This window comes from Nonomuraea sp. NPDC049309, assembly GCF_043196965.1.
In the GTDB taxonomy this organism is placed as follows: domain Bacteria; phylum Actinomycetota; class Actinomycetes; order Streptosporangiales; family Streptosporangiaceae; genus Nonomuraea; species Nonomuraea fastidiosa.
Window position 1 is genome coordinate 677,550 of sequence record NZ_JBICSH010000004.1, and the last position, 25,353, is coordinate 702,902.

At 72.3% G+C, this 25,353-nt stretch carries 20 protein-coding genes and 1 pseudogene; 12 read left to right on the top strand and 9 right to left on the bottom strand.

Annotated elements, in window-relative coordinates:
* Nucleotides 1–44: 44 nt before the first annotated feature.
* Nucleotides 45–1,697: a beta-N-acetylglucosaminidase domain-containing protein gene (locus ACGFIM_RS28110; RefSeq protein ID WP_393205697.1), complete on the bottom strand. Its 1,653-nt coding sequence runs from the start codon at nucleotides 1,695–1,697 to the stop codon at nucleotides 45–47.
* A 32-nt stretch (nucleotides 1,698–1,729) separates the two neighbouring features.
* Between ACGFIM_RS28110 and ACGFIM_RS28115 the strand changes: the two genes are divergently transcribed.
* The 8 genes from ACGFIM_RS28115 (at nucleotide 1,730) to ACGFIM_RS28150 (ending at nucleotide 12,198) form a co-directional block, all read left to right on the top strand.
* Entirely contained in the window at nucleotides 1,730–3,586 is a 1,857-nt protein-coding gene (locus ACGFIM_RS28115) for an MBL fold metallo-hydrolase (protein ID WP_393205700.1), read from the top strand.
* Complete coding sequence (locus tag ACGFIM_RS28120; RefSeq protein WP_393205703.1) at nucleotides 3,583–4,626, top strand: LacI family DNA-binding transcriptional regulator; 1,044 nt, start codon at nucleotides 3,583–3,585, stop codon at nucleotides 4,624–4,626. The genes ACGFIM_RS28115 and ACGFIM_RS28120 overlap by 4 nt, the downstream gene beginning before the upstream one ends.
* Nucleotides 4,627–4,822: 196 nt before the next feature.
* A complete protein-coding gene (locus tag ACGFIM_RS28125) occupies nucleotides 4,823–4,954 on the top strand; it encodes a hypothetical protein (RefSeq protein ID WP_393205706.1) in 132 nt (43 codons plus the stop codon).
* Nucleotides 4,955–5,086: 132 nt separating this feature from the next.
* Nucleotides 5,087–6,052 (top strand): ROK family protein, encoded by a 966-nt coding sequence (locus ACGFIM_RS28130; protein WP_393205709.1) that lies wholly within the window; start codon nucleotides 5,087–5,089, stop codon nucleotides 6,050–6,052.
* A gap of 167 nt (nucleotides 6,053–6,219) precedes the next feature.
* Nucleotides 6,220–6,804 (top strand): SIS domain-containing protein, encoded by a 585-nt coding sequence (locus ACGFIM_RS28135; RefSeq protein WP_393205712.1) that lies wholly within the window; start codon nucleotides 6,220–6,222, stop codon nucleotides 6,802–6,804.
* 29 nt (nucleotides 6,805–6,833) lie between these two features.
* Nucleotides 6,834–9,380, top strand: a complete 2,547-nt coding sequence (locus ACGFIM_RS28140; protein WP_393205715.1) for an alpha-mannosidase — start codon at nucleotides 6,834–6,836, stop codon at nucleotides 9,378–9,380.
* On the top strand, nucleotides 9,377–11,368 hold the full coding sequence (locus tag ACGFIM_RS28145) for a hypothetical protein (RefSeq protein WP_393205718.1): 1,992 nt from the start codon (nucleotides 9,377–9,379) through the stop codon (nucleotides 11,366–11,368). The genes ACGFIM_RS28140 and ACGFIM_RS28145 overlap by 4 nt, the downstream gene beginning before the upstream one ends.
* A gap of 119 nt (nucleotides 11,369–11,487) precedes the next feature.
* Nucleotides 11,488–12,198 carry a TioE family transcriptional regulator gene (locus ACGFIM_RS28150; protein WP_393205721.1) on the top strand — a complete coding sequence of 237 codons (711 nt, stop codon included), beginning with the start codon at nucleotides 11,488–11,490 and terminating at the stop codon, nucleotides 12,196–12,198.
* A 183-nt stretch (nucleotides 12,199–12,381) separates the two neighbouring features.
* Here ACGFIM_RS28150 and ACGFIM_RS28155 read toward each other — a convergent pair whose 3' ends face one another.
* The 4 genes from ACGFIM_RS28155 to ACGFIM_RS28170 are packed head-to-tail and all read right to left on the bottom strand — an operon-like array spanning nucleotide 12,382 to nucleotide 16,190.
* Complete coding sequence (locus ACGFIM_RS28155; protein ID WP_364066591.1) at nucleotides 12,382–12,969, bottom strand: ATP/GTP-binding protein; 588 nt, start codon at nucleotides 12,967–12,969, stop codon at nucleotides 12,382–12,384.
* Nucleotides 12,950–13,291 (bottom strand): DUF742 domain-containing protein, encoded by a 342-nt coding sequence (locus tag ACGFIM_RS28160; RefSeq protein WP_364066588.1) that lies wholly within the window; start codon nucleotides 13,289–13,291, stop codon nucleotides 12,950–12,952. The genes ACGFIM_RS28155 and ACGFIM_RS28160 overlap by 20 nt, the downstream gene beginning before the upstream one ends.
* Nucleotides 13,292–13,326: 35 nt before the next feature.
* Nucleotides 13,327–13,710: a roadblock/LC7 domain-containing protein gene (locus ACGFIM_RS28165; protein ID WP_393205939.1), complete on the bottom strand. Its 384-nt coding sequence runs from the start codon at nucleotides 13,708–13,710 to the stop codon at nucleotides 13,327–13,329.
* Nucleotides 13,711–13,745: 35 nt separating this feature from the next.
* On the bottom strand, nucleotides 13,746–16,190 hold the full coding sequence (locus tag ACGFIM_RS28170; protein WP_393205725.1) for a nitrate- and nitrite sensing domain-containing protein: 2,445 nt from the start codon (nucleotides 16,188–16,190) through the stop codon (nucleotides 13,746–13,748).
* Between the two features lie 191 nt (nucleotides 16,191–16,381).
* On the opposite strand from ACGFIM_RS28170, the gene ACGFIM_RS28175 reads away from it, so the two are divergent.
* A complete protein-coding gene (locus ACGFIM_RS28175; RefSeq protein ID WP_393205728.1) occupies nucleotides 16,382–17,419 on the top strand; it encodes a terpene synthase family protein in 1,038 nt (345 codons plus the stop codon).
* A 15-nt stretch (nucleotides 17,420–17,434) separates the two neighbouring features.
* Here the strand turns inward: ACGFIM_RS28175 and ACGFIM_RS28180 are convergent, their stop codons facing one another.
* Both ACGFIM_RS28180 and ACGFIM_RS28185 read right to left on the bottom strand, forming a co-directional pair.
* A complete protein-coding gene (locus tag ACGFIM_RS28180; protein WP_393205731.1) occupies nucleotides 17,435–18,988 on the bottom strand; it encodes a prenyltransferase/squalene oxidase repeat-containing protein in 1,554 nt (517 codons plus the stop codon).
* A 5-nt stretch (nucleotides 18,989–18,993) separates the two neighbouring features.
* Nucleotides 18,994–20,346 carry a cytochrome P450 gene (locus ACGFIM_RS28185; protein ID WP_393205734.1) on the bottom strand — a complete coding sequence of 451 codons (1,353 nt, stop codon included), beginning with the start codon at nucleotides 20,344–20,346 and terminating at the stop codon, nucleotides 18,994–18,996.
* Between the two features lie 424 nt (nucleotides 20,347–20,770).
* Here ACGFIM_RS28185 and ACGFIM_RS28190 point away from each other — a divergent pair, with 424 nt between their 5' ends.
* The gene (locus ACGFIM_RS28190; protein ID WP_393205737.1) at nucleotides 20,771–21,793 is read left to right on the top strand and encodes a polyprenyl synthetase family protein; all 1,023 of its coding nucleotides are present in this window, start codon (nucleotides 20,771–20,773) and stop codon (nucleotides 21,791–21,793) included.
* Between the two features lie 835 nt (nucleotides 21,794–22,628).
* On the top strand, nucleotides 22,629–23,558 hold the full coding sequence (locus ACGFIM_RS28195; RefSeq protein ID WP_393205740.1) for an aldo/keto reductase: 930 nt from the start codon (nucleotides 22,629–22,631) through the stop codon (nucleotides 23,556–23,558).
* A 425-nt stretch (nucleotides 23,559–23,983) separates the two neighbouring features.
* On the opposite strand, the pseudogene ACGFIM_RS28200 reads toward ACGFIM_RS28195, so the two are convergent.
* Nucleotides 23,984–24,322, bottom strand: a pseudogene (locus ACGFIM_RS28200) (STAS domain-containing protein); the annotation flags it as partial.
* A gap of 142 nt (nucleotides 24,323–24,464) precedes the next feature.
* Here ACGFIM_RS28200 and ACGFIM_RS28205 point away from each other — a divergent pair.
* Complete coding sequence (locus tag ACGFIM_RS28205; RefSeq protein ID WP_393205742.1) at nucleotides 24,465–24,914, top strand: helix-turn-helix domain-containing protein; 450 nt, start codon at nucleotides 24,465–24,467, stop codon at nucleotides 24,912–24,914.
* A gap of 176 nt (nucleotides 24,915–25,090) precedes the next feature.
* On the opposite strand, the gene ACGFIM_RS28210 is transcribed toward ACGFIM_RS28205, so the two are convergent.
* Nucleotides 25,091–25,228 (bottom strand): hypothetical protein, encoded by a 138-nt coding sequence (locus tag ACGFIM_RS28210; protein ID WP_393205745.1) that lies wholly within the window; start codon nucleotides 25,226–25,228, stop codon nucleotides 25,091–25,093.
* Nucleotides 25,229–25,353: the final 125 nt, after the last annotated feature.

Below are 25,353 nucleotides of genomic sequence, written 5' to 3' on the forward strand. Positions count from 1 at the left end.
CCGTGGCGCGCCCGCCCCGGGACCGGTCTGCCGGTGCGGGCTTGTCACCGGCCGTTTCCAGCGGGCGGCTCCACCGGGACGCCGGCGCGTTCGAGAACCTGGCGGACGAACGGCGGGATCACGCGGCGCAGCACGTTCGCCTCGTGCGCCTCGGCGCGCTCCAGCGCCCGCGCCACCTGCTCGGGCGTGCGCTCCCCGCGCAGCAGGTCGAGCGCGGCCAGCCCGGCCGCGGCCATGTCGCGGGCGGCCGCCACCCAGCGCTCCAGCTCCCGGGCGAGGGCCCCGGGCACGTCGGCCGGCAGGGCCGCGAGCCGGTCGAGCGCGGCCCGCAGCCGCTCGTCCGGCCCGCCCTCCAGCACGGACGCGCACAGGGCGGTCAGCTCGGGGCTCTGGTCCGCGCCGGGCGGCCAGGCCGAACACGCCTCCACCAGCGGCAGCAGCTCGGCCGCGCCCGGCACCAGCCGCACCGCGCGCTCGTGCGCCCTGCCCGGCTCGTACGCCGCCAGGTGCCAGGCGTAGTCGGCCACCGTCGTCAGCGCGATGCGCGAGGCCGCCGCCTGCACCATGGGGTTGGCCGTGACGCCCTCCAGCGGCGCACCGTCCAGGTCCGTCGCCCGGCCGGTCAGCGGCCCGAGGAAGACCCGGGAGAAGTCGAAGTCGTTGACCGGGAAGTTGTCCCAGAGCGCCACCCGGTGCCCGTAGGAGCCGGCCGCCGCCCGCGCCTCCTCGGCGGTGATCGCGCCCACCACGATGTCGGACCCGGTCCACCAGACCAGCACGTCGGCGGGCAGCTCGGCGGCCAGCCGGTCGCGGTAGGCCGAGCGGGCGGTGCCCGCGTAGTCGGTGGGCACCATGGTCAGCGGCCGGTCCGCGCCGCGCGGGGCGAGGAAGCGCTCGGTGAAGTCGCGGCAGACCGCCGCGTGGGCGCTCGCGCTCGCGCCCTCCGCCGTGCCGTACGCCGCCTGGTCGGGCTCGTGGCTCAGCTCGGGCGGGATGTCGTCGAACAGCAGCGCGTACTCCCGTACGCCGATCTCCCAGACCTGCCCGGCCTTGGCCCGCAGCGCCGCCCGCTCGGCCGGGTCGCTGTAGACCATCGACAGGCCGGGGCTGAGCGCGAAGACGAACCTCACGTGCTGCTGCCGCGCCTCCGCGACCAGCTCGGCCAGCCTGGCCAGCTCTTCCTCCGGGTACGGCTCGCGCCACCGCTCGCGGTGGTACGGGTCGTCCTTGGGCGCGTACACGTACGCGTTGAGCTTGTGCCTGGCCGAGAAGCGCAGGTGCTCCATGCGCTCGTCGTGGCTCCACGGCGTGCCGTAGAACCCCTCGATCGTGCCCCGGAGCGGCAGGTCGGGCCAGTCGCGCACGTCGATCCCGGGGACGCAGGCAGCGTGCCGCCCGCAGGGTGCGGCGAGCAGCGCGAGCAGGGTCTGCGCGCCGTAGAACGCCCCTGCGGGGTCGGCGCCGCTGATCAGCACACCGCCGGGCCCCGCGGTGAGCGTGTACCCTTCGGGCGGCAGGCCGGCGCCCACCCGCACCTCGACGGGCACGGCGTCGCCGGCGTCCAGAGCCTCGGTGAGCACGGCGACGGCGCGGCCCGCGGCGGGATCGCCCGTGATCCGGCATCCGGACAGAACGACATGTTCGGCGCGAATGGTGGCCTTCTTCGGACGGGGGACGATCCACTCCAGGGCATCCATTGTGGGAACGATACCGGATAGACTCCTGGGCCGTGGGAGAGCAAGTCACCGAAGTCGCGCCAGGGGTGCTCCGCGTCCAGGACACCTGCAACGTCTACGTCATCAAGGCCCCTGAGCGCCCCGGCGGGCAGCGCACCGGCATCGCCGTCGACTTCGGCTCCGGCCGGGTGCTCGACCTGCTCGGCGAGCTCGGCCTCGACCGCATCACCGACGTGCTGGTCACCCACCACCACCGCGACCAGGTGCAGGGGCTGCACCGCGCGGCGGACGCGGGCATCGCGATCCACGTGCCGCCGGTCGAGCGCGACCTGTTCGACAAGGTCGGCGAGATGTGGTCGGGCCGGCAGATCTTCAACGACTACGACCTGCGCGACGACCGCTTCTCGCTGCTGGAGCCGGTCGAGATCACCGGCGTGGTGCCCGAGTACCGCACGGCGCGCTACGGCGGCGTCGACGTGCGCGTGCTGCCCACCCCCGGCCACACGCCCGGCTCGGTCACCTACATCGTCGGCAAGGACAGGAGGATCGCCTTCACCGGTGACCTGATCTACGCGCCGGGCAAGGTGTGGTCGCTGGCCGCCACCCAGTGGTCGTACACCGAGAACGAGGGCCCCGCCGCGGTGGTCATCAGCGCCGAGCTGCTCCAGCGGGAAGAGCTCGACCTGCTGCTGCCCTCCCACGGCGACCCGATGACCGACCCCGCGGACGCTTTGTCCCGGCTCTCGACCGCCATGCAGCGCTACGTCGACTTCCGCCGCCCCCGCCCGTGGGACCTGCGCGGCCTGCTGGACGACCCGTTCATCGAGGTCACACCCCACCTGCTGATGAACAGGTCCAGCCAGTCCTACAGCTACGTGCTGCTGTCGGAGTCGGGCGCCGCCATGGTCTTCGACTTCGGCTACGACATGTGCACCGGCCTGGTCAAGAGCACCGCCCGCGAGGCCCGGCGGCCCTGGCTGGCCTCCCTGCCCGCGCTGCGCGAGCGCTACGGCGTCACCGCCGTCGAAGTGGCCGTGCCCACCCACTACCACGACGACCACGTGGCCGGCATGCCGCTGCTGCGCGACGTCGAAGGCACCGAGATCTGGACGCCGTCCCACATCGCGCCCATCCTGGCCACGCCGCTCCACCACGACCTGCCCTGCACGTGGTTCGACCCCATCCCGTCCGACCGGGTGCTCGGGCTGGGCGAGACCGTGCGCTGGCGGGAGTACGAGATCACCGTGTACGACCTGCCCGGCCACACCATGTACGCGGCGGCGTACGCGTTCGAGGTGGACGGCCACCGGGTGCTCGTCACCGGCGACCAGCAGGACGGCCTCGGCGTCCCCGGCGAGCGCCAGGAGATACTGAACTTCCAGTACAAGAACCGGTTCCAGATCGAGGACTACCGCAAGAGCGCCGCGCTCTACAACCGGCTCCGCCCCGACCTCATGGTCAGCGGCCATTGGCGGCCCCGCTGGGTGGACGACGACTACCTGCGCATGCTCACAGAACGCGGCGAGGAGCTGATCGCGCTCCACCGCGATCTGCTGCCCTCCGGCCGGTTCGATCTCGGAGCCGACGGAGTGCTGTGCCGGCTGACCCCGTACTATACGAGCGTCCCCGCGGGCGGCGAGATCACGTTGACCGCCACCGTGCGCAACCCGTGGCCGGACAAGGCCGTGGCCACCATCGAGCCGGTGGTGCCGTCCGGCTGGCGGCGCGAGCCGGGATCCGTGACGCTCAGACTGCCCGGAGGGGGTATGGAGCAGGTGCATCTGCGGCTCGGCGCGCCCGCGGAGCCGCGCCGCCGCGAACGCCTGGCAGTCGATCTGACCATCGGCGACCTGCGGCTCGGGCAGCACGCCGAGGCGCTGGCCGACGTGGTCGTGGAAGGGAACCGATGACCGTAGAACGGCGCCGCACCCCCGCAGGCCGTTCCCGCCGTCCCACGATCAAGGACGTCGCCGAGGCCGCCGGCGTCTCCCGCTCCACCGTCTCCCGGGCGCTCACCGGGCGCGGCTACGCGGCCAGCGACGTGCGCGAGCGCGTGCTGCGCGCCGCCGAGGAGCTCGGCTACGTGCCCGACGTCATGGCCCGCACGCTCAAGCAGCAGGTCAGCCGGTCCGTCGGCGTTCTGGTCAGCGACCTGCGCAATCCGTTCTACGCCGAGCTCGCCGCAGGGGCCAGCGCCGCGGCCCGCGAGCGCGGCTACACCATGGTGCTCGCCGACACCAGCCTGTCCGGCGAGACCGAGACCGAGGCCGCCGAGGCGCTGGTCGCGCTCCGGGTGGCCGGCGTGATCGTCACCCCCAACTCCTCCGCCGTCTCCACCTACCTGTCCTCACACGGCATCCCCGTGGTCGAGGTCGACCGCCAGTTCGCCGCCGGCTCCACCGACGGCGTCGTGGTCGGCAACCGCGTCGGCGCCCGCACCGCCACCGCCCACCTCGTCGGGCTCGGCCACCGCCGCATCGCCCTCTTCATCGACGAGACCGACTGGACCACCGGTTACGAGCGCTACCAGGGCTACCTCGAAGCGCTGACCGCCGCGGGCATCACCGTCGACCCCGATCTCGTCGTCTCCTCCGGCTGGGACGTCTCCGACTCCCGCCGCCGTGCCCTCGACATGCTGAGCGGCCCCGACCGGCCCACCGCCGTCTTCGCCGCCAACAACGTCCTCGCCGAGGGCGTCTGGCGGGCCATCCGCGAGCGCGGCCTGGCCGTGCCGCAGGACGTCAGCCTGGTCGCCTTCGACGACGCCCCCTGGATGAGCATGGTCTCGCCCCAGGTCACCGCCGTCTCCCAGGACACCTTCAACCTGGGCGCCACCGCCGTCCGCAGGCTGCACGAACGCATCGAGATGCCCGACGCCGACTCGGTCACGACCGTGCTCAACGTCCGCCTCATCGAACGCGAATCCACCGCACCCCCACCCACCGACTGACCGCGCGTTCCCACGGAGCCGTCTGCACGCCCGCGGAGCCGTCTGCACGCCCCCAGGGTCGTTCGCGTGCCCCAGGGCCGTTCGCGTGCCCCGGAGCCGCTCGCGCGCGCCCCAAGGTCGTCTGCGCGCCCCGGGGGGGAGGGGGCGCGCTTTGAGGGTGCCTCTGGGACCTCCGGGAGTGCTTTTCGCGTCTGCGGTGCTCTCCGCGCTTGGGGTGCTGCTCGCGCCCGGTGTGCTCTCCACGCCCGGGGCTTCCCGCGCTCAGGTGTGCTCCTCGCACCCCGCGCCGGGGGAGGGGTTCGGCGTGATCGTGCTGCCCGGCCGGTGAAAGGGACACTCGTGGCCGTGGTCTGACATTTCGCCGCTGCTGTGCGTTGACCGGCGGGGAAAACTCGCCCTAGGATCCGATGTGGGAACGATGTCATAGGCATGTGCGTCAGTCGTTCCCGTCGGAGGCCCAATGGAGCACGATCTTCCCCCCGTTCTGTCGCTGGACATCGGCGGCACCAAGCTCGCCGCGGGCGTGGTCACAGGCGATGGCCTGATCCACGGCTGGCAGCTCGCCCCCACCCACAGGGAGGAGGGGCCGGAGCGCGTCCTCGCCAGGCTGTTCGACCTGGGCAGGAAGGCGGTCGCGGAGGCCGGCGTGCCCGAGATCGCCGCCGTCGGCATCTCCTGCGGCGGACCGCTGAACGCGGCGACGGGCGTGCTCGAGTGCCCGCCGCACCTGCCGGGGTGGATCGACGTGCCGATCGGCGCGCTGGCCACGGAGGCGTACGGCGTCCCGTCGGCCCTTGAGAACGATGCCACGGCCGCGGCGCTGGGCGAATTCCGGTACGGCGCGGGGCGCGGCACCAGCACCATGCTCTACCTGACGATCTCCACGGGCGTGGGCGGCGGCTCGATCATCGGCGGCCGCCTGCACCGCGGCGCGGCCGGCAACGGCGGCGAGCTGGGGCACGTCATGGTGCGGCCGGGCGGGCGGCGCTGCTCGTGCGGGCGGCAGGGCTGCCTGGAGGCGTACGCGTCCGGCACCTCCATCGCCGAGCGTGCCAGGGAGGCGCTGGCCGCCGGCCGGACCTCGTCCCTGTCCGCCGTCGAGAACCCGACCGCCGAGGACGTCTCCCGCGCCGCCGCGGCCGGTGACCCGCTCGCCGCCGAGATCTGGGACGAGACCACAGGGGCGCTGGGCAGCGCGCTCACCGACCTGGTGAACGCGTTCGAGCCGGAGCTGGTCGTGCTGGGCGGCGGTGTCACCCGTGCGGGGGCCCGGCTGCTCGACCCCGTCGCGGCGGCGGTCGCCAGGGACGCCATGCCGCCGGCCGCCCGCAGCGCGCGGATCGAGCTGGCCAAGCTCGGCGCGGGCGTGTGCGTGGTCGGCGCCGGCGCCGTCGCGCACGACCTCGTCACGGGCGTCCCCCGCTGACCCGGGCGCATCGTGTCCCCGCACTCGGCGGCAAGGGCACCGTCCCCAGCGAAGCCCTCAGGGGGACGCGCCGAAGTCCTCAGGGGACTTCGGCGGAGGCCCTCGACCCGCGAAGCCCCGTCCGCAGCGGAGCCGACGACCCTCAGACCTCTCACCAGGAAAGACCCATGTCCGACGTAGACATCACGCCCGAGCTGCTGGCGCAGCACGTGGAAGGCCACCTCGCCGCCGCACGCGGCATGGCGGCGCTGCTGCCCGCCGTCGAGGCCGCCGCGGACCTGCTCATCGAGACCTTCTCCAGGGGCGGCACCCTCTACACGATGGGCAACGGCGGCAGCGCGGCCGACGCCCAGCACTTCACCGGCGAGCTGATCGGCCACTACCGGCGCGACCGCCGCCCGCTGCCCGCCGTGACGCTCACCACCGACGCCACCGTCATGACCTGCATCGCCAACGACTACGTCTACGAGGACGTCTTCGCCCGCCAGGTGCAGGCGCTCGCCAGGCCGGGCGATGTGGTCGCCGCCTTCACGACCAGCGGAAACTCCCCGAACGTGGTGGGCGCGCTGCAGGCCGCGCGGAGCAATGGAGCGGTGACGGTACTCTTCGGCGGCAACGACGGCGGCAAGGCCGCCGCGTACGCCGACCACCTCCTCCTAGCCCCCAGCACCGAGACCCCGCGCATCCAGGAGATCCACACACTGATGCTGCACATGATCAGCGACAAGATCGACGCTTGGGCGGCCGCATGACCAGGCGTCCCTCCGCGTCGCGGGCTCCCATGGCGAACGCTCCCTCCGGCAGCCAGCCCCCCGGGCTGTCCCGCGCGCAGCGCCCCGCGGCCGCACCCCAGCGCACCCTCCACATGATCGGCAACGCCCACCTCGACCCGGTGTGGCTGTGGCCGTGGCAGGAGGGCTACCAGGAGGCGCGGGCCACGTTCTGGTCGGCGATCCACCGCATGGACGAGTACCCGGACTTCGTCTTCACCTGCGACCAGGTCGTGCTGCTTTCGTGGGTGGAGGAGTCGGACCCGGAGCTGTTCGCCAGGATTCAGGAGAAGGTGGCCGAGGGCCGCTGGGTGATGACCGGCGGCTGGTGGGTGGAGCCCGACTGCAACATGCCGTCCGGCGAGTCGTTCGTCCGCCAGGGCCTGTACGGCCAGCGCTACCTCAAGGAGAAGTTCGGCGTCACGGCGACGGTCGGCATGAACGTCGACCCGTTCGGCCACAACGCGATGCTGCCCGCCATCCTGCGCGGCCAGGGCATGGACTCCTACACCTTCCTGCGCCCGGGGCCGCACGAGAGCGAGCTGCCCGGCACCATGTTCTGGTGGGAGGCCCCGGACGGCAGCCGCGTGCTGGCCTACCGGATCCCGTTCGAGTACTGCAGCCCGCCGGGCGACGTGGCCGGCCAGACGGAGAAGGCGCTCGCCCAGCTCGACCGCTCGCTCGGCGACCTGATGATCTTCTACGGGGTGGGCAACCACGGCGGCGGCCCCACCAAGGCCAACATCGAGTCGATCCACCGCTACGACCGGATGGGCTCGTTCGGCGAGATGATCCTGTCGTCGCCGCGCCGCTACTTCGACGAGATGGTCAAGCGGCTGGGCGAGGAGGGCCTGGCCGAGCTGCCGGTCTGGCGCGACGACCTGCAGCACCATGCGGCCGGCTGCTACTCGTCGCACTCCGGGATCAAGCTGTGGCAGCGCCGCGCCCAGGCGGCGGTGCTGTCGGCCGAGCGGTGGGCGGCCATCGCCGGTCACGACGCCCGCGCAGACCTGGAGCGGGCGTGGAAGCAGGTGCTGTTCAACCAGTTCCACGACGTGCTGCCCGGCTCGGCCATCGAGCCCGCCTACGACGACGCCCGCGACCAGCTCGGCGAGGCCGTCGCGATCGCCAAGCGCATCATCACCAGGGCGCACAACGTGATCGCCCGCGACGTGCACGTGCCCGAGGAGGCCGGCACCCAGCCGGTGATCGTGTTCAACCCGCACCCGTGGCCGGTCTCCACCCGCGTCGAGCTGCAGTACGGCGTCGCGCCCAACGGCGTGCACGTGGTGGACGCCGACGGCGCGGACGTGCCGTGCCAGCGCATCCAGTCGGTCGCCACGACCGACGACAAGGGCCGCGGCGCGACGGTGTTCAAGGCCGACCTGCCCCCGCTGGGCTACCGCCTCTACCGGCTGCGCCAGGGCCCCGGCATGACATCGGCGGGCACGCTGTCGGCGTCCCGGTACCACCTCGAGAACGACGTGCTGCGCCTGGAGCTCGACCCGGTCACCGGCTGGCTGTCCAGCCTGGTCGACAAACGCACCGGCGTGGACCTGGTGGCGGGTGCGTCCGGCGAGCACACCCAGGTGTGCGAGGACCCCACCGACACCTGGGGCCACCGCGTCGTCTCCTACGACTGGCCGGGCAGTTCCATGGCGGTCACCGGCATCGTGCTGCGCGAGAGCGGGCCGCTGCGCGCCCGCATCCGCGTCGAGCGCGAGTGGGGCCGCTCCACCATGGCCGAGGAGTTCATCCTCGGCGCGGGTGACGACGACGCCGTGGAGGTGCGGGTCACGCTCGACTGGCGCGAGCAGGCGCACCTGATGAAGCTGCGCTTCCCGGTCGGGCTCGAGAGCCCGGTGGCGACGTACGAGATCCCGTTCGCCCACCTCACCAGGCCCATCGACGGAGCCGAGGAACCGGCGCAGTCGTGGGTGGACCTGTCGGGCTCGATCGGCGGCACCCGCGCGGGCCTGGCCGTGGTCAACAACGCCAAGCACGGCTACGACGTCGCGCCTCCCGGGCCCGGCCGCAGCCACAGCATCGGCATCACCGCCGTGCGCAGCCCCGTCTACTCCTGGCACGACCCGAGGCTGCTCGACCCCGACGGCTTCTACTCCTACCAGGACCAGGGCGTGCAGCGCTTCTCGTACCTGCTGGTGCCGCACGCGGGCGACTGGCGCGCGGCCGGGCTCACCCGGCGCGCCGCGCTGCTCGGCTCCCCGGTACGGGCGATGCTGGAGAGCTTCCACGACGGGCCGCTGCCGAGCTCGCGCGGCTACCTCGACGACGGCGGCGGCCAGGTGATGGTGACCGCCGTGAAGCTGCACGAGGACGCGCCGCGCGACCTCGTGGTCAGGGCCGTCGAGACCACCGGCAGGCCCGGGACGGCGACGCTGAACATCCCGGTCGCCGGGGTCCGGCTCACCGCCGACTTCGGTCCCTGCCAGATCCGCACGTTCCGGATCCCGCTGGACGACCCGCTGTCGGCGGTGGAGACGGACCTGGTGGAGCTGGAGGTCCACAAGGGCGCGTTCACGGTGGAGCCGTGGTGAGGGACGGCGGTCCAAGCCCCGCGGAAGAACCCGGATCGCGCCTGCCCGGTGACGCCTGCGCCGCCGCGGCGATCGGCGGGCCCGCGGATGCCGCCTCGGGCACGGGCGTCGCGCCCGTGGCGATCGAGGTGCCCGGCGGTGGCGAGCTGCGGGTCGAGGTGCTGGGTGCCGGGCCGTTCGCGGTGGGCTGGAGCTGGGGCCAGCCGCTGCCGACCGGCCGCCGCGAGCTGCGGCTCGACGTGCGCTACGGCGGCGCGGAGCCGGCCGCCGCGACCGTGCGCGTGAGCAGGCCGGTGGCCTCGGCCGCCGCCCCGTGGTGGCTGATCCCCGGCCTGTTCTACGGCGAGAACCGCCCGGCCGGCTGCCACCGCGTCTTCCCCCGCTTCGAGCCCGGCGCCCGCCGCCCCGGCGAGATGGTCTCCGCCTCGTGGGGGTTCCGCGCCGACCGTGCCGCCACCCCCGCCGTCCTGGTGTGGGGCGACGACGGCGGTGCCGCGCTGATCGCCGACGAGGTCTCGCCCCTCGGCATCACCGGTCTCGAGCTCTCGTACGAGGAGGGGCGGGCGACGGCCGCGCTGCTGTTCCCGTACCGGGAGCATCCGATCACCTACTACGGCTCGGCGGACCCGCTGCCCGCGCAGGCCGCGACGTACGTCTGGCGGCCGGGCGAGTCGCGGACGCTGGTGCTCGCCACGGCGCCGCTGCCGGCCGACCGGCACGCGTACGCGCCGCTGCTGCGCGAGGATCGCGACCTGCGGCTGCCGGCGGCGCCCGTCGAGCCGTGGGAGGACGTGGCGACCGCCGCCGACATCGCCGCCGAGGGCCTGTACCGGTGGCACTACGACCCCGACCCGGGCGTGCTGCTGGAGACGGTCGGCTTCGACAGGGAGGTGAGCGGCGGCGACGGGCGGCCGGTGGACCGGCAGGCCATGCACGTCGGCTGGGTGAGCGGCATCCCGTGGGCGGCGGCGCTGCTGGAGCACGGCCTGCGCACCGGGCGGCCCGAGCACGTCGCCGCCGCGGAACGGGTCATCGGCTTCATCTGCGCGAACCTGTCGCCGTCCGGGACGTTCTGGGGCACCTGGTACCGCAAGAGCGGCTGGTCGCAGAGCTGGAGCCCGGTCAAGGGCGCCCTGCACGCGCGCACGCTCGGCGAGGCCACCCTGTTCCTGCTGCGCGCGCTGCGCCTGCGGCCGAACCCCGCCTGGGCCGCCGCCGCCCGCTCCAATCTGGACGTCATGGTCGCCCGCCAGCGCCCCGACGGCAACCTCGGCGCCCTGCACCACGCCGAGACCGGCGAGGTGCTGTCCTGGTCGGGCGCATCCGGCCTGACCTGGGTGGCCGCGCTGGCCGAGTCCGGCGAGCCCGAAGACCTGCGGGCTGCCGAGCGGGCGGGGGAGTACTACGCCAGGTTCGTCGAGGACGAGTTCATCTACGGCGCGCCCGAGGACGTGGACCTCGCGCCCACCTCCGAGGACGGGTACGCGGCGGTCATGGCGTACATGGCGCTGCACCGCCGCACCGGCGCTGCCCGCTGGCTCGACCTCGCGCGCCGGGCCGCCGACTGGATGCTCACCTTCCGCTACACCTACAACGTGCGCTTCGGCCCGCGCACCCCGCTCGGCGCGTACGGCTTCGCCACCCGGGGCGCGGACCAGGCGTCGCCGTCCAACCAGCACCTGCACGCGTACGGGCTCGTGTGCACGGCGGAGCTGGCCGAGTTGTCGCAGGCGCTGGGGGATCCGTACTACGCCGAGCGGGCGCAGGAGACGCTCGACTGCTTCCGCCAGCTCCTCCCGGCGGCCGACGGCGACGTCAACGCCTACCGTGGCATGATCACCGAACGGTACTACCAGACGGACTGCTTCCAGCCGAAGGGCATGTACCTGACGCTGTCGCACGCGTGGAGCGCGGGGGTGCTGCTGCTGGCCTGCGAGCAGGTGCTCGCCGCCAAACCGGGAGATGCCTACCGAGCACGGCCCACGTGACATTGCACCGGTTCGATCTTCCGTCGGCTCGCCGCTAGGATTGGACGCCGGTTGAACCATTGACCTCAGGTGTCCGTGCACAACCGCGCGTGCACCCTCAAATCCGGCGAGGTGCGTCGATGCCCGGTGGCCGACTGCGGCCGGTGGACCTGGCCCGCCCGCACGGCCTGTCCACCCAGGCGGTGCGCAACTACGAGCAGGCCGGCATCCTGCCCCCCGCCGCCCGCACCGAGAGCGGCTACCGCGCCTACACCCCTCGCCACGCCCAGGCGCTGCGGGCGTTCCTGGCGCTGATCCCCGCGCACGGCCACCGCACCGCCACCGCGATCATGCAGGCGATCAACCGCGGCGAGACGGACGCGGCGCTCAAGCTGATCGACGAGAGCCACGCCCAGCTCCTGGAGGACCGCCGCACCCTCCAGGCGGTGGAGGAGGCGCTGCGCGCGCTGGCGCCCGCCCGGCCCGTCGAGCCCGGCGTGACGTTCATCGGCCCGCTGGCCAGAAGGCTCGGCATCCGGCCCGCCACCCTGCGCAAGTGGGAGCGGGCGGGGCTGGTGCAGCCGCGCCGCGACCCGCGTACGGGCTACCGCGTCTACACCGGCGCCGACGTCCGCGACGCCCAGCTCGTCCACCAGCTCAGGCGCGGCGGCTACCTGCTGGAGCAGATCGCCCCGCTGCTCACCCAGGTGCGCGCGGCAGGCGGCCAGGAGCCGCTGCAGAGCGCCCTGCACGAGTGGCGGGCCCGCCTGTCGGCGCGCGGTCGGGCGATGATCAAGGGTGCGGCCGAGCTGGAGACGTACCTGAGCGAGCACGTCGAGCCCGCCTCCTGACCGGCCCCGCCGCTTGGCGGCGCTGCTTGGCGGCGCTTCTTAGCGGCGCTGCTTAGCAGGGCCGCTTGGCAGGGCCGCTTGGCAGGGCCGCTTGGCAGGGCCCGCCCCCGTATGGCGGACAGGCCGTGAAACGCAGGCAGGCCCGCCTGTGGCAGGCGGGCCTGATCGCGCGGCAGGGAGGGGTCAGCTGCCGACCGGTTCGGCGCGCAGCCGCGCCGAGTGCTTCACCAGCGTGATCAGCACCTCACGGCTGGAGTCGCGCTTGCGCGCGTCGCACATGACGATCGGGATGTCCGGCCCGAGCTGGAGCGCGAGGCGCACCTCGTCCAGCTCGAACGTCGGCGCGCCCTCGAAGCAGTTGACCGCCACCACGAACGGCGTGCCCCGCCGCTCGAAGTAGTCGACCGAGGGGAAGCAGTCGGCCAGCCGCCGGGTGTCGGCCAGGATGACCGCGCCCAGCGCCCCCTCCGCCAGCTCGTCCCACACGAACCAGAACCGCTCCTGGCCCGGCGTGCCGAACAGGTACAGGACGTAGTCGTTGTTGAGCGTGATGCGGCCGAAGTCCATCGCCACGGTGGTGGTGCGCTTGGCCTCCACCGAGGTGAGGTCGTCGACGCCGATGCTGCGGTCGGTCAGCACCTCCTCGGTACGCAGCGGCCTGGTCTCGGAGACCGCGCCCACCATCGTGGTCTTGCCCGCGCCGAAACCGCCCGCGATCAGGATCTTGATCGCCGTCGGAAGGCGCGGACGCTCAGAGCGAGCGAAGGCCATCGAGCACCGCCCTGTACATCTTTATGTCGTGCATGTCCACCTCGGATTGCGGTTCCTGGGCAGAGACGAGTTCGCGGTCGAACAGGTCACCGAGCAGTACCCGGATCGTGCCTGCCGGCAGATCCAGGTACGCGGCTATCTCGGCGACGGACTTGGGTTCGCGGCACAGCTGCAGGATGCGCAGGTGCTCGGGGTCCAGCCCGGCGTCGGGGCCCGGAGGCGGGCCGACCGCCAGGGCCATGGAGATCAGGTCGAACCTGCCGTGGGCAGGCTGCGTGCGGCCACGAGTCACCACGTACGGGCGGATGATCTCCGGATCCACCCAGTGCTCGTCCGTGGGCTCGTCGTCCGGCCCTCTCACCCGTCGCTCCTGGCGATCGCCTCGGCGTTGCGGGCGCCGGAGGTGAGGTACTGGCCGACCCTGGCGACCATCATCGCCATCTCGTACGCCACCAGGCCGATGTCGGCGTGCTGGTTGCACAGGACGGCGAGGCAGGCACGCTCGCCGGCGGTGGTCACGATGAGGAACTGGCTCTTCCACTCGACGACCGTCTGCCGGACCTTGCCGCCGGAGATGTGGTCGGACACGCCCTTGGCCAGGCTCTGAAGCCCGGATGCGACGGCGGACAGGTGCTCGCCGTCGGTCCGCTGCAACCCGGCCGAAGACGCCATGAGCAGACCGTCGGACGACAGCACGATGGCGTGCTCCGCGTCCTTGACGCGGCTGATCAGGTCGTCCATCAGCCAGTTGAGGTCGGTGCCCGACGTGGTGGGGCTCACTCCGCACCTCCCGACTGCTCATCCAGCATCTTGGCCGCGTCGGAGCGGCCGAGACGGGTGCCTGACTGCAGGGATCCCATCATCGCGCGGATCTCCTCCGGCGAGCGCTCGTCATCGTCCTCCTCGAAATCGGGCTGCGCGGGCGCTTCTTCGCGCAGCGCTGGTGCCAGGTTGGCCTGGGGCACCCGGAAGGGCAGCCCCGATGGTGTGAACTCGGTCACAGGTTTCTGCTCCGTGGCCGGCGTCTCTTTCTGTGGTTCTCGCTCGGAAGTCTCCTCCTGAGCGGGCGTGGTTTCGGTAGCCGGCCTGGTCACGGGCTCGGGCCTCGGCCGGGAGACCGGCTCGGGCCTGCTCGTCGGCTCGGGGGCCTGCCGGGTCTCCTGAGTCTCGCGTACGGGGGTCGGCGCCGCGAGCGGGGTGGCCGAGCGCGCCGAGCTGAGCGTGCGGACGTTCTCCGCCAGCGGCCTGGTCGCCGTGGCGACGCCCGCCTCCCTGCCGCCCTCCCTGCCGGGAACGCGGCGCGGCAGCCGCTCGCGCCCGTCGTCCGTGGTGTCGGGTGACGGGTCGAGCTGGACGAGCTCCTGCGGCAGCAGCACCACGACGGTCGTGCCGCCGTACGGGGACGCCTTGAGCACGACCTGGATGTCGTGCCGCTTGGCGAGCTGGCTGACCACGTAGAGGCCCAGCTGGGCGGTGCCGGAGATGCGGAACTCCGGCGGGTCGGCGATGCGCTTGTTGGCCGCCTCGAGGTCCTCGGGCTTCATGCCGAGACCGCGGTCCTCGATCTCGATCACGTAGCCGTTCGCCACGAGCTGCCCGCTGACCTGCACGTTGGTGTACGGCGGCGAGAACGACACGGCGTTCTCGATCAGCTCGGCGAGCAGGTGGATCACGTCACCGACGGCCCGGCCGGCGAGCACCACGTCGCCCATGGGCATGAGCGAGACGCGGGTGTAGTCCTCGACCTCGGCCAGGGCGCCGCGGACGACGTCCACCATGGGGACCGAGCGCCGCCACGTACGGGCGGGGGAGGAGCCGGACAGAACGATGAGGTTCTCGGCGTTGCGCCGCATCCGGATGGCCAGGTGGTCGAGCCGGAACAGCTCCTTGAGCTCCTCCGGGTCGGTCTCCCGGCGCTCCATGACGTCGAGCACGGTGAGCTGGCGGTGCACCAGGCCCTGCGTCCTGCGGGCCAGGCTGAGCAGGATGTCGCGGAAGCTGCGGCGCAGCGCGGCCTGCTCGGCGGCGACGGCGATGGCGGTGCGCTGCATCGCGTTGAACGCCTGGCCCACCTGGCCGATCTCGTCGTCACCGAAGTCGAGCGCGGGTGCCTCCTTGGCGACGTCGACCTTCTCGCCGTGACCGATGCGCTCGACGATGCTGGGCAGACGGTGGTCGGACAGCTCGTGTGCGGCGTCGCGCAGCTTCTGCAGCTGGGCGACGATGGCGCGTGCGGTGGTGATCGACAGAACGATGGACGCGATGACCGCGATCAGACCGAGACCACCGGCGAGTACCAGTCGGACGATGACGTTGACGGCGACGGGGATCGCCCGTTCGACGATGCGGTCACCCGCGGCGAGGACCATCGTGTTGAGGTCGTTGAGCGCGGTGTCGGTGGCCTGGCGCCAGGTCGAGGCGCTGAACGGCACGCCGCCGTTCTCCGGCCCCTGCTCGGCGACCAGGGTCTCCAGGTTGCGCAGCCGGTTGAACGACTGGCCGTTGATGACCTTCTCGTACTCGGACTGGTTGAAGTCGGACAGCTCGGAGCCCGCCTGGTCGGCGACGATCTTCCAGGCGCCGGTGGTCGCGACGAACTGCGCGTGCTCGGAGGCCGACAGGCGCCCGCTGACGAGCGCGCCGGACAGCAGCGCGTCCTCCTTGGTGATGATGTCGCGGGCCCGGCTCAGCGCCAGCAGGTTGCGGATGTCGCTGGCCAGCGCCTTGTCGTCGAGCGTGGCCAGGGCGCCGTACAGGTTGTAGATCGAGTCGATGATCTCGCTGTAGGCGTCGGTGGCCGACACGCGGTTGAGCCGGCCTGCGTCGATGGCCTGGCGCGTCTGCTTGATCGTGTCGAGGCGGCGGAAAACCTCGTTGAGCCGCTCCGAGCCCTCTTCGTCGGTGGCCCAGTCGACCAGCGTGCCGGAGGCGGCCTCCCTGAAGGCGGCCAGGGTGCCGTCGGAACGCTTGCGCTGGGCCTCCAGCTCCTTGCGGGAACGGGAGGTGGGGTCGCTCAGGTGAACGGCCGAGATCCGGCGCTCCTTCTGCAGCTCTACCAGCAGAGGCTCACTGGGGTCGACCACGCTGTCATTGACCTGGGTGACCCACAGGAGGTTGACGCCTTCGCGTAGAGTTACCCACGCCGCGAAGACCCACAGCGCCGCCAGGGAGAGTAGCAGAGCCGTGACTTTGGTCCGCAGTCTGGTGTTGCGGGAGCCCATTTTACCCACCCTGAGAAAGTGATACTGAGTGCTGGCCACCAGCACGTGATGCGGTGGCGACGGACGGTGTCGATCACGAAACCTTAGCGCAGGATAAAGTGCCCCTCAAGCAACACCAATCCCTTTGCGCACATATATCCGTTTTTTGACAGATTTAGTCAGAAATCGTGCAAAATGGATATCCTGCGCGGGTGCATGACGCCAGCTCCGCATACTTCGACATACGTAATGACCTAGCCGATCGCCTGCTCAAAGCCTCCCATCAGCTCGCCGGGGTCCCCGAGCAGGACCGCGCGGCCGTCCTCACCGCGGCGCTCGACGCCGTGCCCGAGGCTGACCAGTTGCTGCGCCCCCACACCACCTTGTTCGCCGACGGCGACAGCGTCTCCAGCAGGCTCGCCTTCAGCTGCCTGTCGGCCGCCGCCACGTTCCCCGCCGCGCGCCGCGACCAGATCGCCGACCTCGGCGCGCTGACCGCCGTCCTGTTCGGCATGGACGACATCGCCGACAGCATCGCCGGCGACTGGACCGACGCCGATGTGGACGCGTTCTTCGCCCGCATCCTCGGCGTGCTGTCCGGCGACGAGCCCGGCGGGCCCGAGGACTCCGGCCCCATGGGGGAGGCGCTGAGCGCGTGGCGGGCATGGTGCGAGCGCTTCAGCGCCCACCCGGGAGCGGAGGCGCACGTGCCGTCGCTGCTCGGCCAGCTCGACCTCGCCGGCCGCGCCATGGCGCTGGAGCGCCGCTGGGCCATGGGCGGCGAGCCCTGGCCCGACTACGACCGCTACCTCGCCAACGGCGGGCTGACCATCCTCTACCGCACCTGGTGGGCGGCGGCCCTGGGCGTCTGCGGCCCCGAGCCGGCCCGCACCGAGCACTGGGCCGCGGTCGAGCCGGCCACCGCGCTCGGCGCCGAGTGCATGCGCCTGGCCAACGACCTGCGCACGTTCGAGCGCGAGCGGCGCGAGGGCAAGCCGAACTCCGTGCTCATCCTCGAACGCGCGGGGACGAGCACGGAGGAGGCCGTCGAGCGGGTGCGCGCCCACATCGCCGAGCTCAACGCCGCCTTCGACGCCGAGCTGCGGCGGCTGCCCGCGGAGCTGGCCGGCGTCGTCGAAGGACAGCGCAGGAGCGTCGCCTTCAACGGCGCCTGGTACATGGCCAGGGACACGCACGCCTACACCGTGGCCGAGCTGGCCGCGGACGCCCGCTCCGAGTCGCAGTCCTGAGGACACGGGCGCCACTCACGACCTCACGGTCGCCCGCGCCGCCAGATACGACGAGGCGATGACGGCGGCGCGGGTGATGGCGAACGGCGCGTAGAGGTCCTTGTCGTGCCAGAGCGGCGGGTGCTCGCCGCCCGTCGAGCCCGCCAGGTAGGCGAGCCCCCGGCCGGCGGCCTCGATCCGCCGCGGATCGTCGCGCCCCTCGGTCAGCAGCAGCACCTGCATGGCGTACGCGGTCTCCTCGGCGGTGCCCTCCCAGCGCCCCCACGACCCGTCGGGCCGCTGGGTGGACAGCACCCACTCGGCCGCCGCCCGCACCGCCGCGGCCGCGCCGGGGCCGCCGAACTCGTCGAGCGACAGCGCGCAGCTCACCGTGGCGTAGTAGGGCGAGGCGTGCCAGCGGTCGGTCCAGCTCCCGTCGGGCTGCTGGCGCTCGCCGATCCACGCCGACAGGTCGGCGATCGTCTCGGCGTAGCGGGGAGCGGCGTCGGGGCGGCGGGCGGCGTACTGGCCGAAGGCGTCCAGCACGTGCGCGTTGACGCTCACAGAGGTGCCCTGCTCGCCGGGCCAGGTGGCGAAATGGGTGCCCGACCGGAAGCGCCACAGGCAGTCCGGCTCGTACGGCGCCCCGGCCAGCGACAGCGTGTACAGCGCCACGGAGGTGGTGTCGGCGTCGGCCGGCAGGCCGTACCCGGCGGGCGTGCCCTCGGGGCCGATGGCGGCCCTGATGTCGGCCAGCATCTCCGGCGGCACCTCGACCGGCACCCCGGCGCGTACCAGCCAGCTCAGCACCCAGCTCCGCTCGAAGACGGTGATGGGCAGGCCCACCGGCACCGGGCCGCCGTGCAGCCGGACCACCGCCTCCAGGTGCTGCCTGGCGGGCTCGCCGTCCGGGTCGCCCTCGGGGCGGCCGAGCCACGCGGCGGTGGCGGCGGGGGAGGCGCCGATCGTGCCGATCGGCGTCGGGCGGATGCCGGGCGCGCCCGCCGCCTCCGCGCCGGCGATCTCCAGCGCGTGCAGCAGCTTCTCCGGCACCTCGGCGCCCGACTTGATCCACTCGCGGACGAGCCTGAGGGTGTCGTACGTCATGCCCTCGGGCAGCGGCAGCGGCTCGTGTCCCGTGCCGAGCTCGGCGAGGTGCTGGTTGATGAGCGACACCAGCGACGGCACGATGTGCTCGATCGCCGGCATGTCGGGCAGGTCGAGCCGCTCCTTGAGCCAGCCGCCGAGCACCGACAGGCCGCGATCGGCCGTCTCGAGCAGACGGCCGCGCTCGATGCCGGGGTCGCTCCTCGTCAGCGCGGCCAGGATGCCCTCGGTCGCGCTGAGCGTCGGCACCAGGCCGTAGCCGTCCGGCGCGCCCCAGGAGCCGTCGGGCCGCTGGGTGCGGACGAGGTAGCCGATCCGCTCGCCGTGCCCGGTCAGCCAGGGGGCGAGCGAGACGAGGCGGCCGGTCTCGTACACCGAGGGCGACACCTGGCCCCAGGGCCGCAGCATGAGGCTGGAGAGCAGCTCGTTCGCGGTCGCGGTCAGGTCCGCCGGGTCGGTGGCCGTGGCGAGGGTCTTGCTCATGGTGCTCACGCCGCGCGCCGCCGCTCGTTGGGGTGCAGGCGCAGCCACAGCTTCTCCTTCGGCCGTACCGACGCGCCCGGCAGCGGGGTGAGCCGCTGCGGGTTGGTCAGCTCGGGCCGGTACCTGCTCAGCACGTTGGCGATCACCAGCGGGGCCTCGACGTAGAACAGGTGCTGGCCGAGGCACACGTGCGGGCCCGCGCCGAACGGGATGAAGGAGTGGCGGTGCTTGATCGCGGCCTTCTCGTCGACCCAGCGGTCGGGGTCGAACTCGTTCGGCCGCTCCCAGAACTCCTCGAGCCGGTGCGTCGTGTACGGGCTGACGAGGACCTGCGAGCCGGCCTTGATGTGCATGCCGCCGATCTCGATGTCGTTGACCGCCTGCCGCGGGATGATCCACGCCGACGGATAGACGCGCAGCAGCTCCTGGAGCACCATCCGCAGGTACGGCAGTCGGGAGACGTGCTCGGCCCGTACGGGACCGCCGTCCACCACGTCGTCGATCTCCTGGCGCAGCCGGGCGTTCACCTCGGGGTGGTCGTGCAGCACCGACCACAGCCAGGTGAGCGACATGGCGGTGGTCTCCGACGCGGCGCCGTAGATGCTGACGAGGTCGTCGCGCACCTGCTTGAGGTCGGCGTGGCCCTCCTTCTCCAGGCGGGCCGCCAGCAGCTTGGAGACGACCTCCTTGGCGGAGGTGTCACCCTCGCGCTTGGCCTCCTCGATGAGCGGGTAGACGATCTCGTCGATCTTCTGCGCCGAGCGCAGGAACGCGCGGTCGCCGGGCACCTTGACGGAGTACGGCACGAACGGGAACAGCAGCCGGAACCCGATCGAGGTCGCGCACGTGGCGAACTCCGGCGCCAGGCGCTCGGCGGTGTCGCGCGAGATGCGGCCGCCGAACAGCACCTTGATGACCGCCTGGTTGACGATGGTGGTCATCTGGTGCCCGCCGTCGATGAGACGCCCGGAGTCGGCGAACTTGTCCATCTCGAGCATGCACTCGGAGATGATGTCCGCCATGTCGTCGGCCAGCGAGGCGATGTAGCGCGAGGTGAACAGCGGCGCGAGGATCTTCCTGGTCGAAGCCCACGCCTCGCCCTCGCCGAGGATGCTCTGGCCGGTCACGCGGCGGAGCGGCCGCCAGAACATGCCTTCACGGACGAAATTGGTCCAGTGCGTCTTGAGTACCTGCTCCACGTGATCCGGATGGGAGACCAGGTACGGCCGGAATGGACCCAGATTGACGCGGACGATCCGGCCCGCGGCCTCTGTTCCCATGTTGGCCAGTTCCGTCACCGGGTCCTTCACCAGGCGCGGTAACGCCCGGTGGAAGGGGACGACGTGGGGAGTGGACACGGAGGTTTCCGTGGGGTGCGGCATGGCGGCGATCCCCGATCAGAGAGCGTTATGTAGCTAGAAGTCTTCTATGTGAGTAAATCTCACGCAATGAGTGATTATTGTACGAAAGTGCGTGTATGATCAAGCTTGGGCGGAAAAGAGAGTTGTTGCCCTTCTGTTGATTCGCGGAGGAATGATGGTGGTCGGTTCCATTCGTGGTACGGTTTCCGGCTCCATCTCCGCCGTCCTCGACCGGTCAGTTCTCCCGGGTGCGATCGTCGCGGAACCCGGGGGCTGCTCACCGGCGGTACTCGGGACGCGCGTCGGCCCTGCTGGCATCTGTCTCACATAACGGACATGTAATGACAGGTGGCAGAACCACAGTGGAGTATCACATGCTTCTGCATGGAGTTTCAAGATCAACCGGAGGTAGGGGCCCCCGATGAGCGTCAGCCGCCCGGACGTTCTGCCGCAGGGTGCCGACACCTTGGCACGCTACCGCCGTCTGCTCGAACCCGCCCTGCGCGAGGCCGTCGCGGTGCTGCATCCCTGGGGCGCCAAGATGGCCGCGTTCACGCTCGGCTGGTCCGACGTGGACGGCCGCCCGCTTGAAGGTGGCGTCGGCAAGGGCGTCAGGCCGGCTCTCGTCATGCTCAGCGCCGAAGCGGTCGGCGGCAGCGCCGAATCCGCGCTTCCCGGAGCCGTGGCGGTCGAGCTGGTGCACGCCTTCTCCCTGGCCCACGACGACATCATCGACCGCGACGAGCTGCGCAGGCACCGGGCCGCGCTGTGGAAGGCGTACGGCGTCGGGCCCGCGCTGCTGACCGGCGACGCGCTGCTCGCGCTGGCGGTCGGCCAGCTCGCCGGGCGCCCCGAGGCGATGCCCTACCTGTCGGCGGCCCTGATGGAGCTGGTGCAGGGGCAGACCGCCGACATGGCCTTCGAAGACCGCCCCTGGCGCGGGCCCGGCGAGGTCACCGTGGAGGAGTACGCCGCGATGGCGGCGGGCAAGACCGGCGGCCTGCTGGGCGCCGCCGCCGCGGCCGGCGTCGCGCTCGGCGGGGCACCCGAGCTGGCGGGGCGCATGTGGGAGATGGGGCGCGACCTCGGCGTCGCCTTCCAGATCGCCGACGACATCCTCGGCATCTGGGGCGATCCCCGCCTCACCGGCAAGCCCGTCCACAGCGACCTGCGGCGGGAGAAGAAGACCCTGCCCGTACTCGCCGCGCTGGCCGGCGACGGACCGGCCGCGCGCGAGCTGTCCGACCTGCTCGTGGAGGGCGTCGCGGGCGAGGAGTCGGTACGCCACGCCGCCCGCCTGGTGGAGGAGGCCGGCGGCCGCGCCGGAGCGGAAAGCCTGGCCGAGCGGTACGTGTCCTCGGCGCTCGGCGTACTCGACGAATGCCTGCCGCACGCCACCGACCTGCGCGCCCTGTGCGGCAGCCTGGTCCACCGCTCCGCCTGACCCGCCTCCCCGGAACACCGTCTCCCCGGAACACCGTCTCCCCGGAACACCGTCTCCCCGGAACACCGATCAGCCCGCCCTCGCCCCGCCGGCTGCCCTGGTCTCGCCGCCGTGCGCCCTCGGCCGCTGTGCCGGGCCGGGTCTAGGTCGAGCCGCTGCGTCGGGCCGGGCCTAGGCCGAGCCGCTGCGTCGGGCCGGGCCTAGGCCGAGCCGCTGTGCCGGGCCGGGCCTAGGCCGAGCGGCCCTCGCCTCGCCGGCTGCTTCGACCTCACACCGCCCGCCATCGCCCTCCCGTCAGGACGTATGCGGGGGCCGGCGAAGAGCGCTTGGGTCAGGGGCGGACGCGGAGGCCAGTGAAGGCACCGGTCGAGGGGAGGTCAGGCCGCCTGAGCGCCGGATCACCTGGGCCTTCGCAGGTGCGCTGGACCGCCGGGGGAGCGCTGGATTCCCCGGCTCCCGGTGCAGGGTCGCTGGATCTTCCGGGCTTGGTGGAGGGTCGCTGGGTCCCCCGAGTCCCGGTGCAGGGTCGCTGGATCGCTTGGGTCTTGGGCGCAGGTGCGCCGGATCGCCTGGGCACCGGGTACGTAGGTGCCGGTCGCGTAAGCGTCGGCGCAGGTCGCTGGGGTGGAGCGGGCGCCTGGGCCGCCTGGGTTTCCGGCGTGCATCCCGGTCTCCCTGCGTCCCTTCACAGCGGCGTCCCTTCACAGCGGCGCCGCGGCCCGCTGCCGTCACCTCTGCGGCGCGGCCGGTGCATGCACTCCCGCCGGGTGAGTGCGGGGTCCCAAAGACGGGGGTCAGCCGGGCCGGTGGAATCGGGGCTGCGGATAATGGCGGGATGAGAACAATTGGCAATTCGGACCTGTCCGTATTTCCGATTTCGCTCGGCACCAATGTCTTCGGGTGGACGGCGGACAAGGAGACCTCGTTCGCGATCCTGGACGCCTACGTCGAAGGCGGTGGCAATTTCCTGGACACCGCCGACGTGTACCCGTACTGGGCCACCCAAGAGCCCACGTCCGAGACCTTCATCGGTGAGTGGCTGGCCGCGCGCGGCAACCGCGAGTCCATCGTGCTGGCCACCAAGGTCGGCTCGCTGGAGGGACGCGCCGGGCTGAAGGCCGACAACATCAAGGCGGCCGCGGAGGACTCGCTGCGGCGGCTGCGTACGGACTACATCGACCTCTACTGGGCGCACTTCGACGACCCCGAGACGCCGCTGGCCGAGACGCTGGCCGGGTTCGACGAGCTGATCCGCGCGGGCAAGGTCCGCTACATCGGGGCGTCCAACTACACCGCGCCCCGGCTGGCCGAGGCGCTCGCGACCTCCGACAAGGAGGGCCTGGCCAGGTACGTGGCGCTGCAGCAGCCGTACAACCTGGTCGAGCGCGGCTACGAGGGCGAGCTGCGGGACGTGGTGGCGCGCGAGGGGCTGTCGAGCACCCCGTACTCCGGGCTCGCCAGCGGTTTCCTGAGCGGCAAGTACACGCCGGGCGCCACCGTGGACAGTCCCAGGGCGTCCAAGGCGAGCGAGTACCTGAACACCGAGCGCGGCCCCAAGGTGCTGGAGGCGCTGAACAAGGTTGCGCAGGAGCGCGGCGCGGTGCCCACGACGATCGCGCTGGCCTGGCTGGCCGCCCAGCCGACCGTGGCCGCGCCCATCGCGAGCGCCCGCAACGTCGAGCAGCTCGGGCCCCTGCTCGCGGCGGCCGACACGACGCTGACCGCCGAGGAGCTCGCCCTGCTGGACGAGGCCTCGCGCCCCTGACCCGCACGACGGCCCCCGGTCGCGGTCGCCCCGGACGGGGCGGACCACGTTCCGTCGCGGTTCGAGTCCGGTTCGAGCCCGGGCTATGGGGCGCGTCGCGGTTCGAGTCCGGTTCGAGCCCGGGCTATGGGGCGCGTCGCGGTTCGAGTCCGGTTCGAGTTCGAGCTATGGCGCGCGTCGCGGTTCGAGTCCGGTTCGAATCCGGGCTATGGCGCGCGTCGCGGCCGAGAAGCTCGCGCGGCCGGGCCGCGGTCGCTCCGGCCGGGCTGCGGCCGGAGCGGGCAAGCCGGGTCCGGGCTGAGATCAGACCCGCGGGTCAGACGGGGGCAGGCGGGGGTCAGACGGGGTCAGGACAGGCCGTGCTGCTTGCACCACTCCTCGGCGCTGCCGGCCGCCTCTTCGATGACCTGCTTCCAGTGGGGGTCGGCGGTGATCGCCTCGCTGACGGAGGAGTGGGAGGCGAAGACGGCGGTGAGCCCGGTGATGCGGAAGATCTTGGAGATCCGTTCGGTGGTCATCACCAGGGCCAGCGAGCCCTCCTGGGTGCGCAGCCGCTTGAGCCCGCCGACCAGGACGCCGAGACCGGTCGAGTCGAGGAACTCGACCGAGCTCAGGTCGGCGATGAGGTGGACGACGCCCTGGCCCGCAAGGCCGATCACCTGCTCGCGCAGCTTCGGAGCGGTGAACACGTCGACCTCGCCGGCGATCTTGAGTACGGCGCAGTCGCCGACCGGTCCGACCACCTCGATGCTGATGTCTTGCATGTCGCGCCTCACCATCGGCCGTATCCGCGGCCTGTCATCGGCAACATTGACGGGGAAATCTGTACATTGACGGTACTGCCACGATCGCCTGTCGTCAACGCTTGACTTTCGGTGTCATCGTGCACAATGACACTCCGAAGGGGTGATCGCATTGCGGGTCGAAGAGGCCATCGGCCGACAGATCGCACGCCTGCGGGCGGAGCGCGGGATGTCACTGACCGAGCTGGGCGAGGCGCTCGGCCGCTACCTCGACAGGCCCTGGAGCCGCCAGGCCGTCCACCAGGCCGAGCGCGGCCAGCGCGCCTTCACCGCAGCCGAGCTGACCGCGCTCGCGCTCGCCCTCGACACCTCGGTCCCGGTGCTGTTCCGCGCCGAGAACGACCGCATCGAGCTGCCCGGCGGTGCCGTCTCGCCCGAGGACTACCGGGGCATTCTGCTGAGCAGGGAGCCCGACATGCCGCTCGACGGCGTCGAAGAGCTGATCATCGCCCTGCACGACATCGGCGAGGTGCTCTCGCGCCCGGCGCTCGCCCGGCTGGCCCGCATCGGCCGCGTGGCCGACCAGGTCGCCGGCCCCGACCCCCAGCCCTGAGCCGGCTCTGGCCTCGAGCCGGTCCGGCCGCCGGGCCTTGAGCCGGCTTCGGCCGCCGGGCCGTGCAGCGGCCCAGGCGTGAGACGTCAGTGCCCGACTGCGGTCGCGTTGACGCCGACTCATCGGGCCGGGCGGCGCGCATGCGGCGGTCACCTGCGCCGCGCCGCCCGCCGCCGTCACTTTCCGCCGCCTTCGGGCCCGGCGCTCTCAAGAAACGTGGCCCGCACCGGATCGGGCAGGTTCGGGCCGGCCGCGTCGTCGTGGCGCAGGCTCTCGCGTACGGTCACCATCAGCCCGTACACGGTGTTGCTCACCCACCGGACGGGCAGGTCGGCGCGGAGCACTCCGGCGCGCCGGGCCGCGGCGTGGAACTCCGGCTCGCGCCACCAGCTCGTCCGCGCGGCGGCGCAGCTCCGGTTCGATCATGAACGTGTGCCCG

Bases quoted from the DNA above. Each gene is read 5' to 3' on its own strand.
- ACGFIM_RS28110 (WP_393205697.1), bottom strand. From the start codon at position 1,697: ATGGATGCCCTGGAGTGGATCGTCCCCCGTCCGAAGAAGGCCACCATT.
- ACGFIM_RS28120 (WP_393205703.1), top strand. From the start codon at position 3,583: ATGACCGTAGAACGGCGCCGCACCCCCGCAGGCCGTTCCCGCCGTCCC.
- ACGFIM_RS28130 (WP_393205709.1), top strand. From the start codon at position 5,087: ATGGAGCACGATCTTCCCCCCGTTCTGTCGCTGGACATCGGCGGCACC.
- ACGFIM_RS28135 (WP_393205712.1), top strand. From the start codon at position 6,220: ATGTCCGACGTAGACATCACGCCCGAGCTGCTGGCGCAGCACGTGGAA.
- ACGFIM_RS28140 (WP_393205715.1), top strand. From the start codon at position 6,834: ATGGCGAACGCTCCCTCCGGCAGCCAGCCCCCCGGGCTGTCCCGCGCG.
- ACGFIM_RS28150 (WP_393205721.1), top strand. From the start codon at position 11,488: ATGCCCGGTGGCCGACTGCGGCCGGTGGACCTGGCCCGCCCGCACGGC.
- ACGFIM_RS28155 (WP_364066591.1), bottom strand. From the start codon at position 12,969: ATGGCCTTCGCTCGCTCTGAGCGTCCGCGCCTTCCGACGGCGATCAAG.
- ACGFIM_RS28165 (WP_393205939.1), bottom strand. From the start codon at position 13,710: ATGGACGACCTGATCAGCCGCGTCAAGGACGCGGAGCACGCCATCGTG.
- ACGFIM_RS28170 (WP_393205725.1), bottom strand. From the start codon at position 16,190: ATGGGCTCCCGCAACACCAGACTGCGGACCAAAGTCACGGCTCTGCTA.
- ACGFIM_RS28180 (WP_393205731.1), bottom strand. From the start codon at position 18,988: ATGAGCAAGACCCTCGCCACGGCCACCGACCCGGCGGACCTGACCGCG.
- ACGFIM_RS28190 (WP_393205737.1), top strand. From the start codon at position 20,771: ATGAGCGTCAGCCGCCCGGACGTTCTGCCGCAGGGTGCCGACACCTTG.
- ACGFIM_RS28195 (WP_393205740.1), top strand. From the start codon at position 22,629: ATGAGAACAATTGGCAATTCGGACCTGTCCGTATTTCCGATTTCGCTC.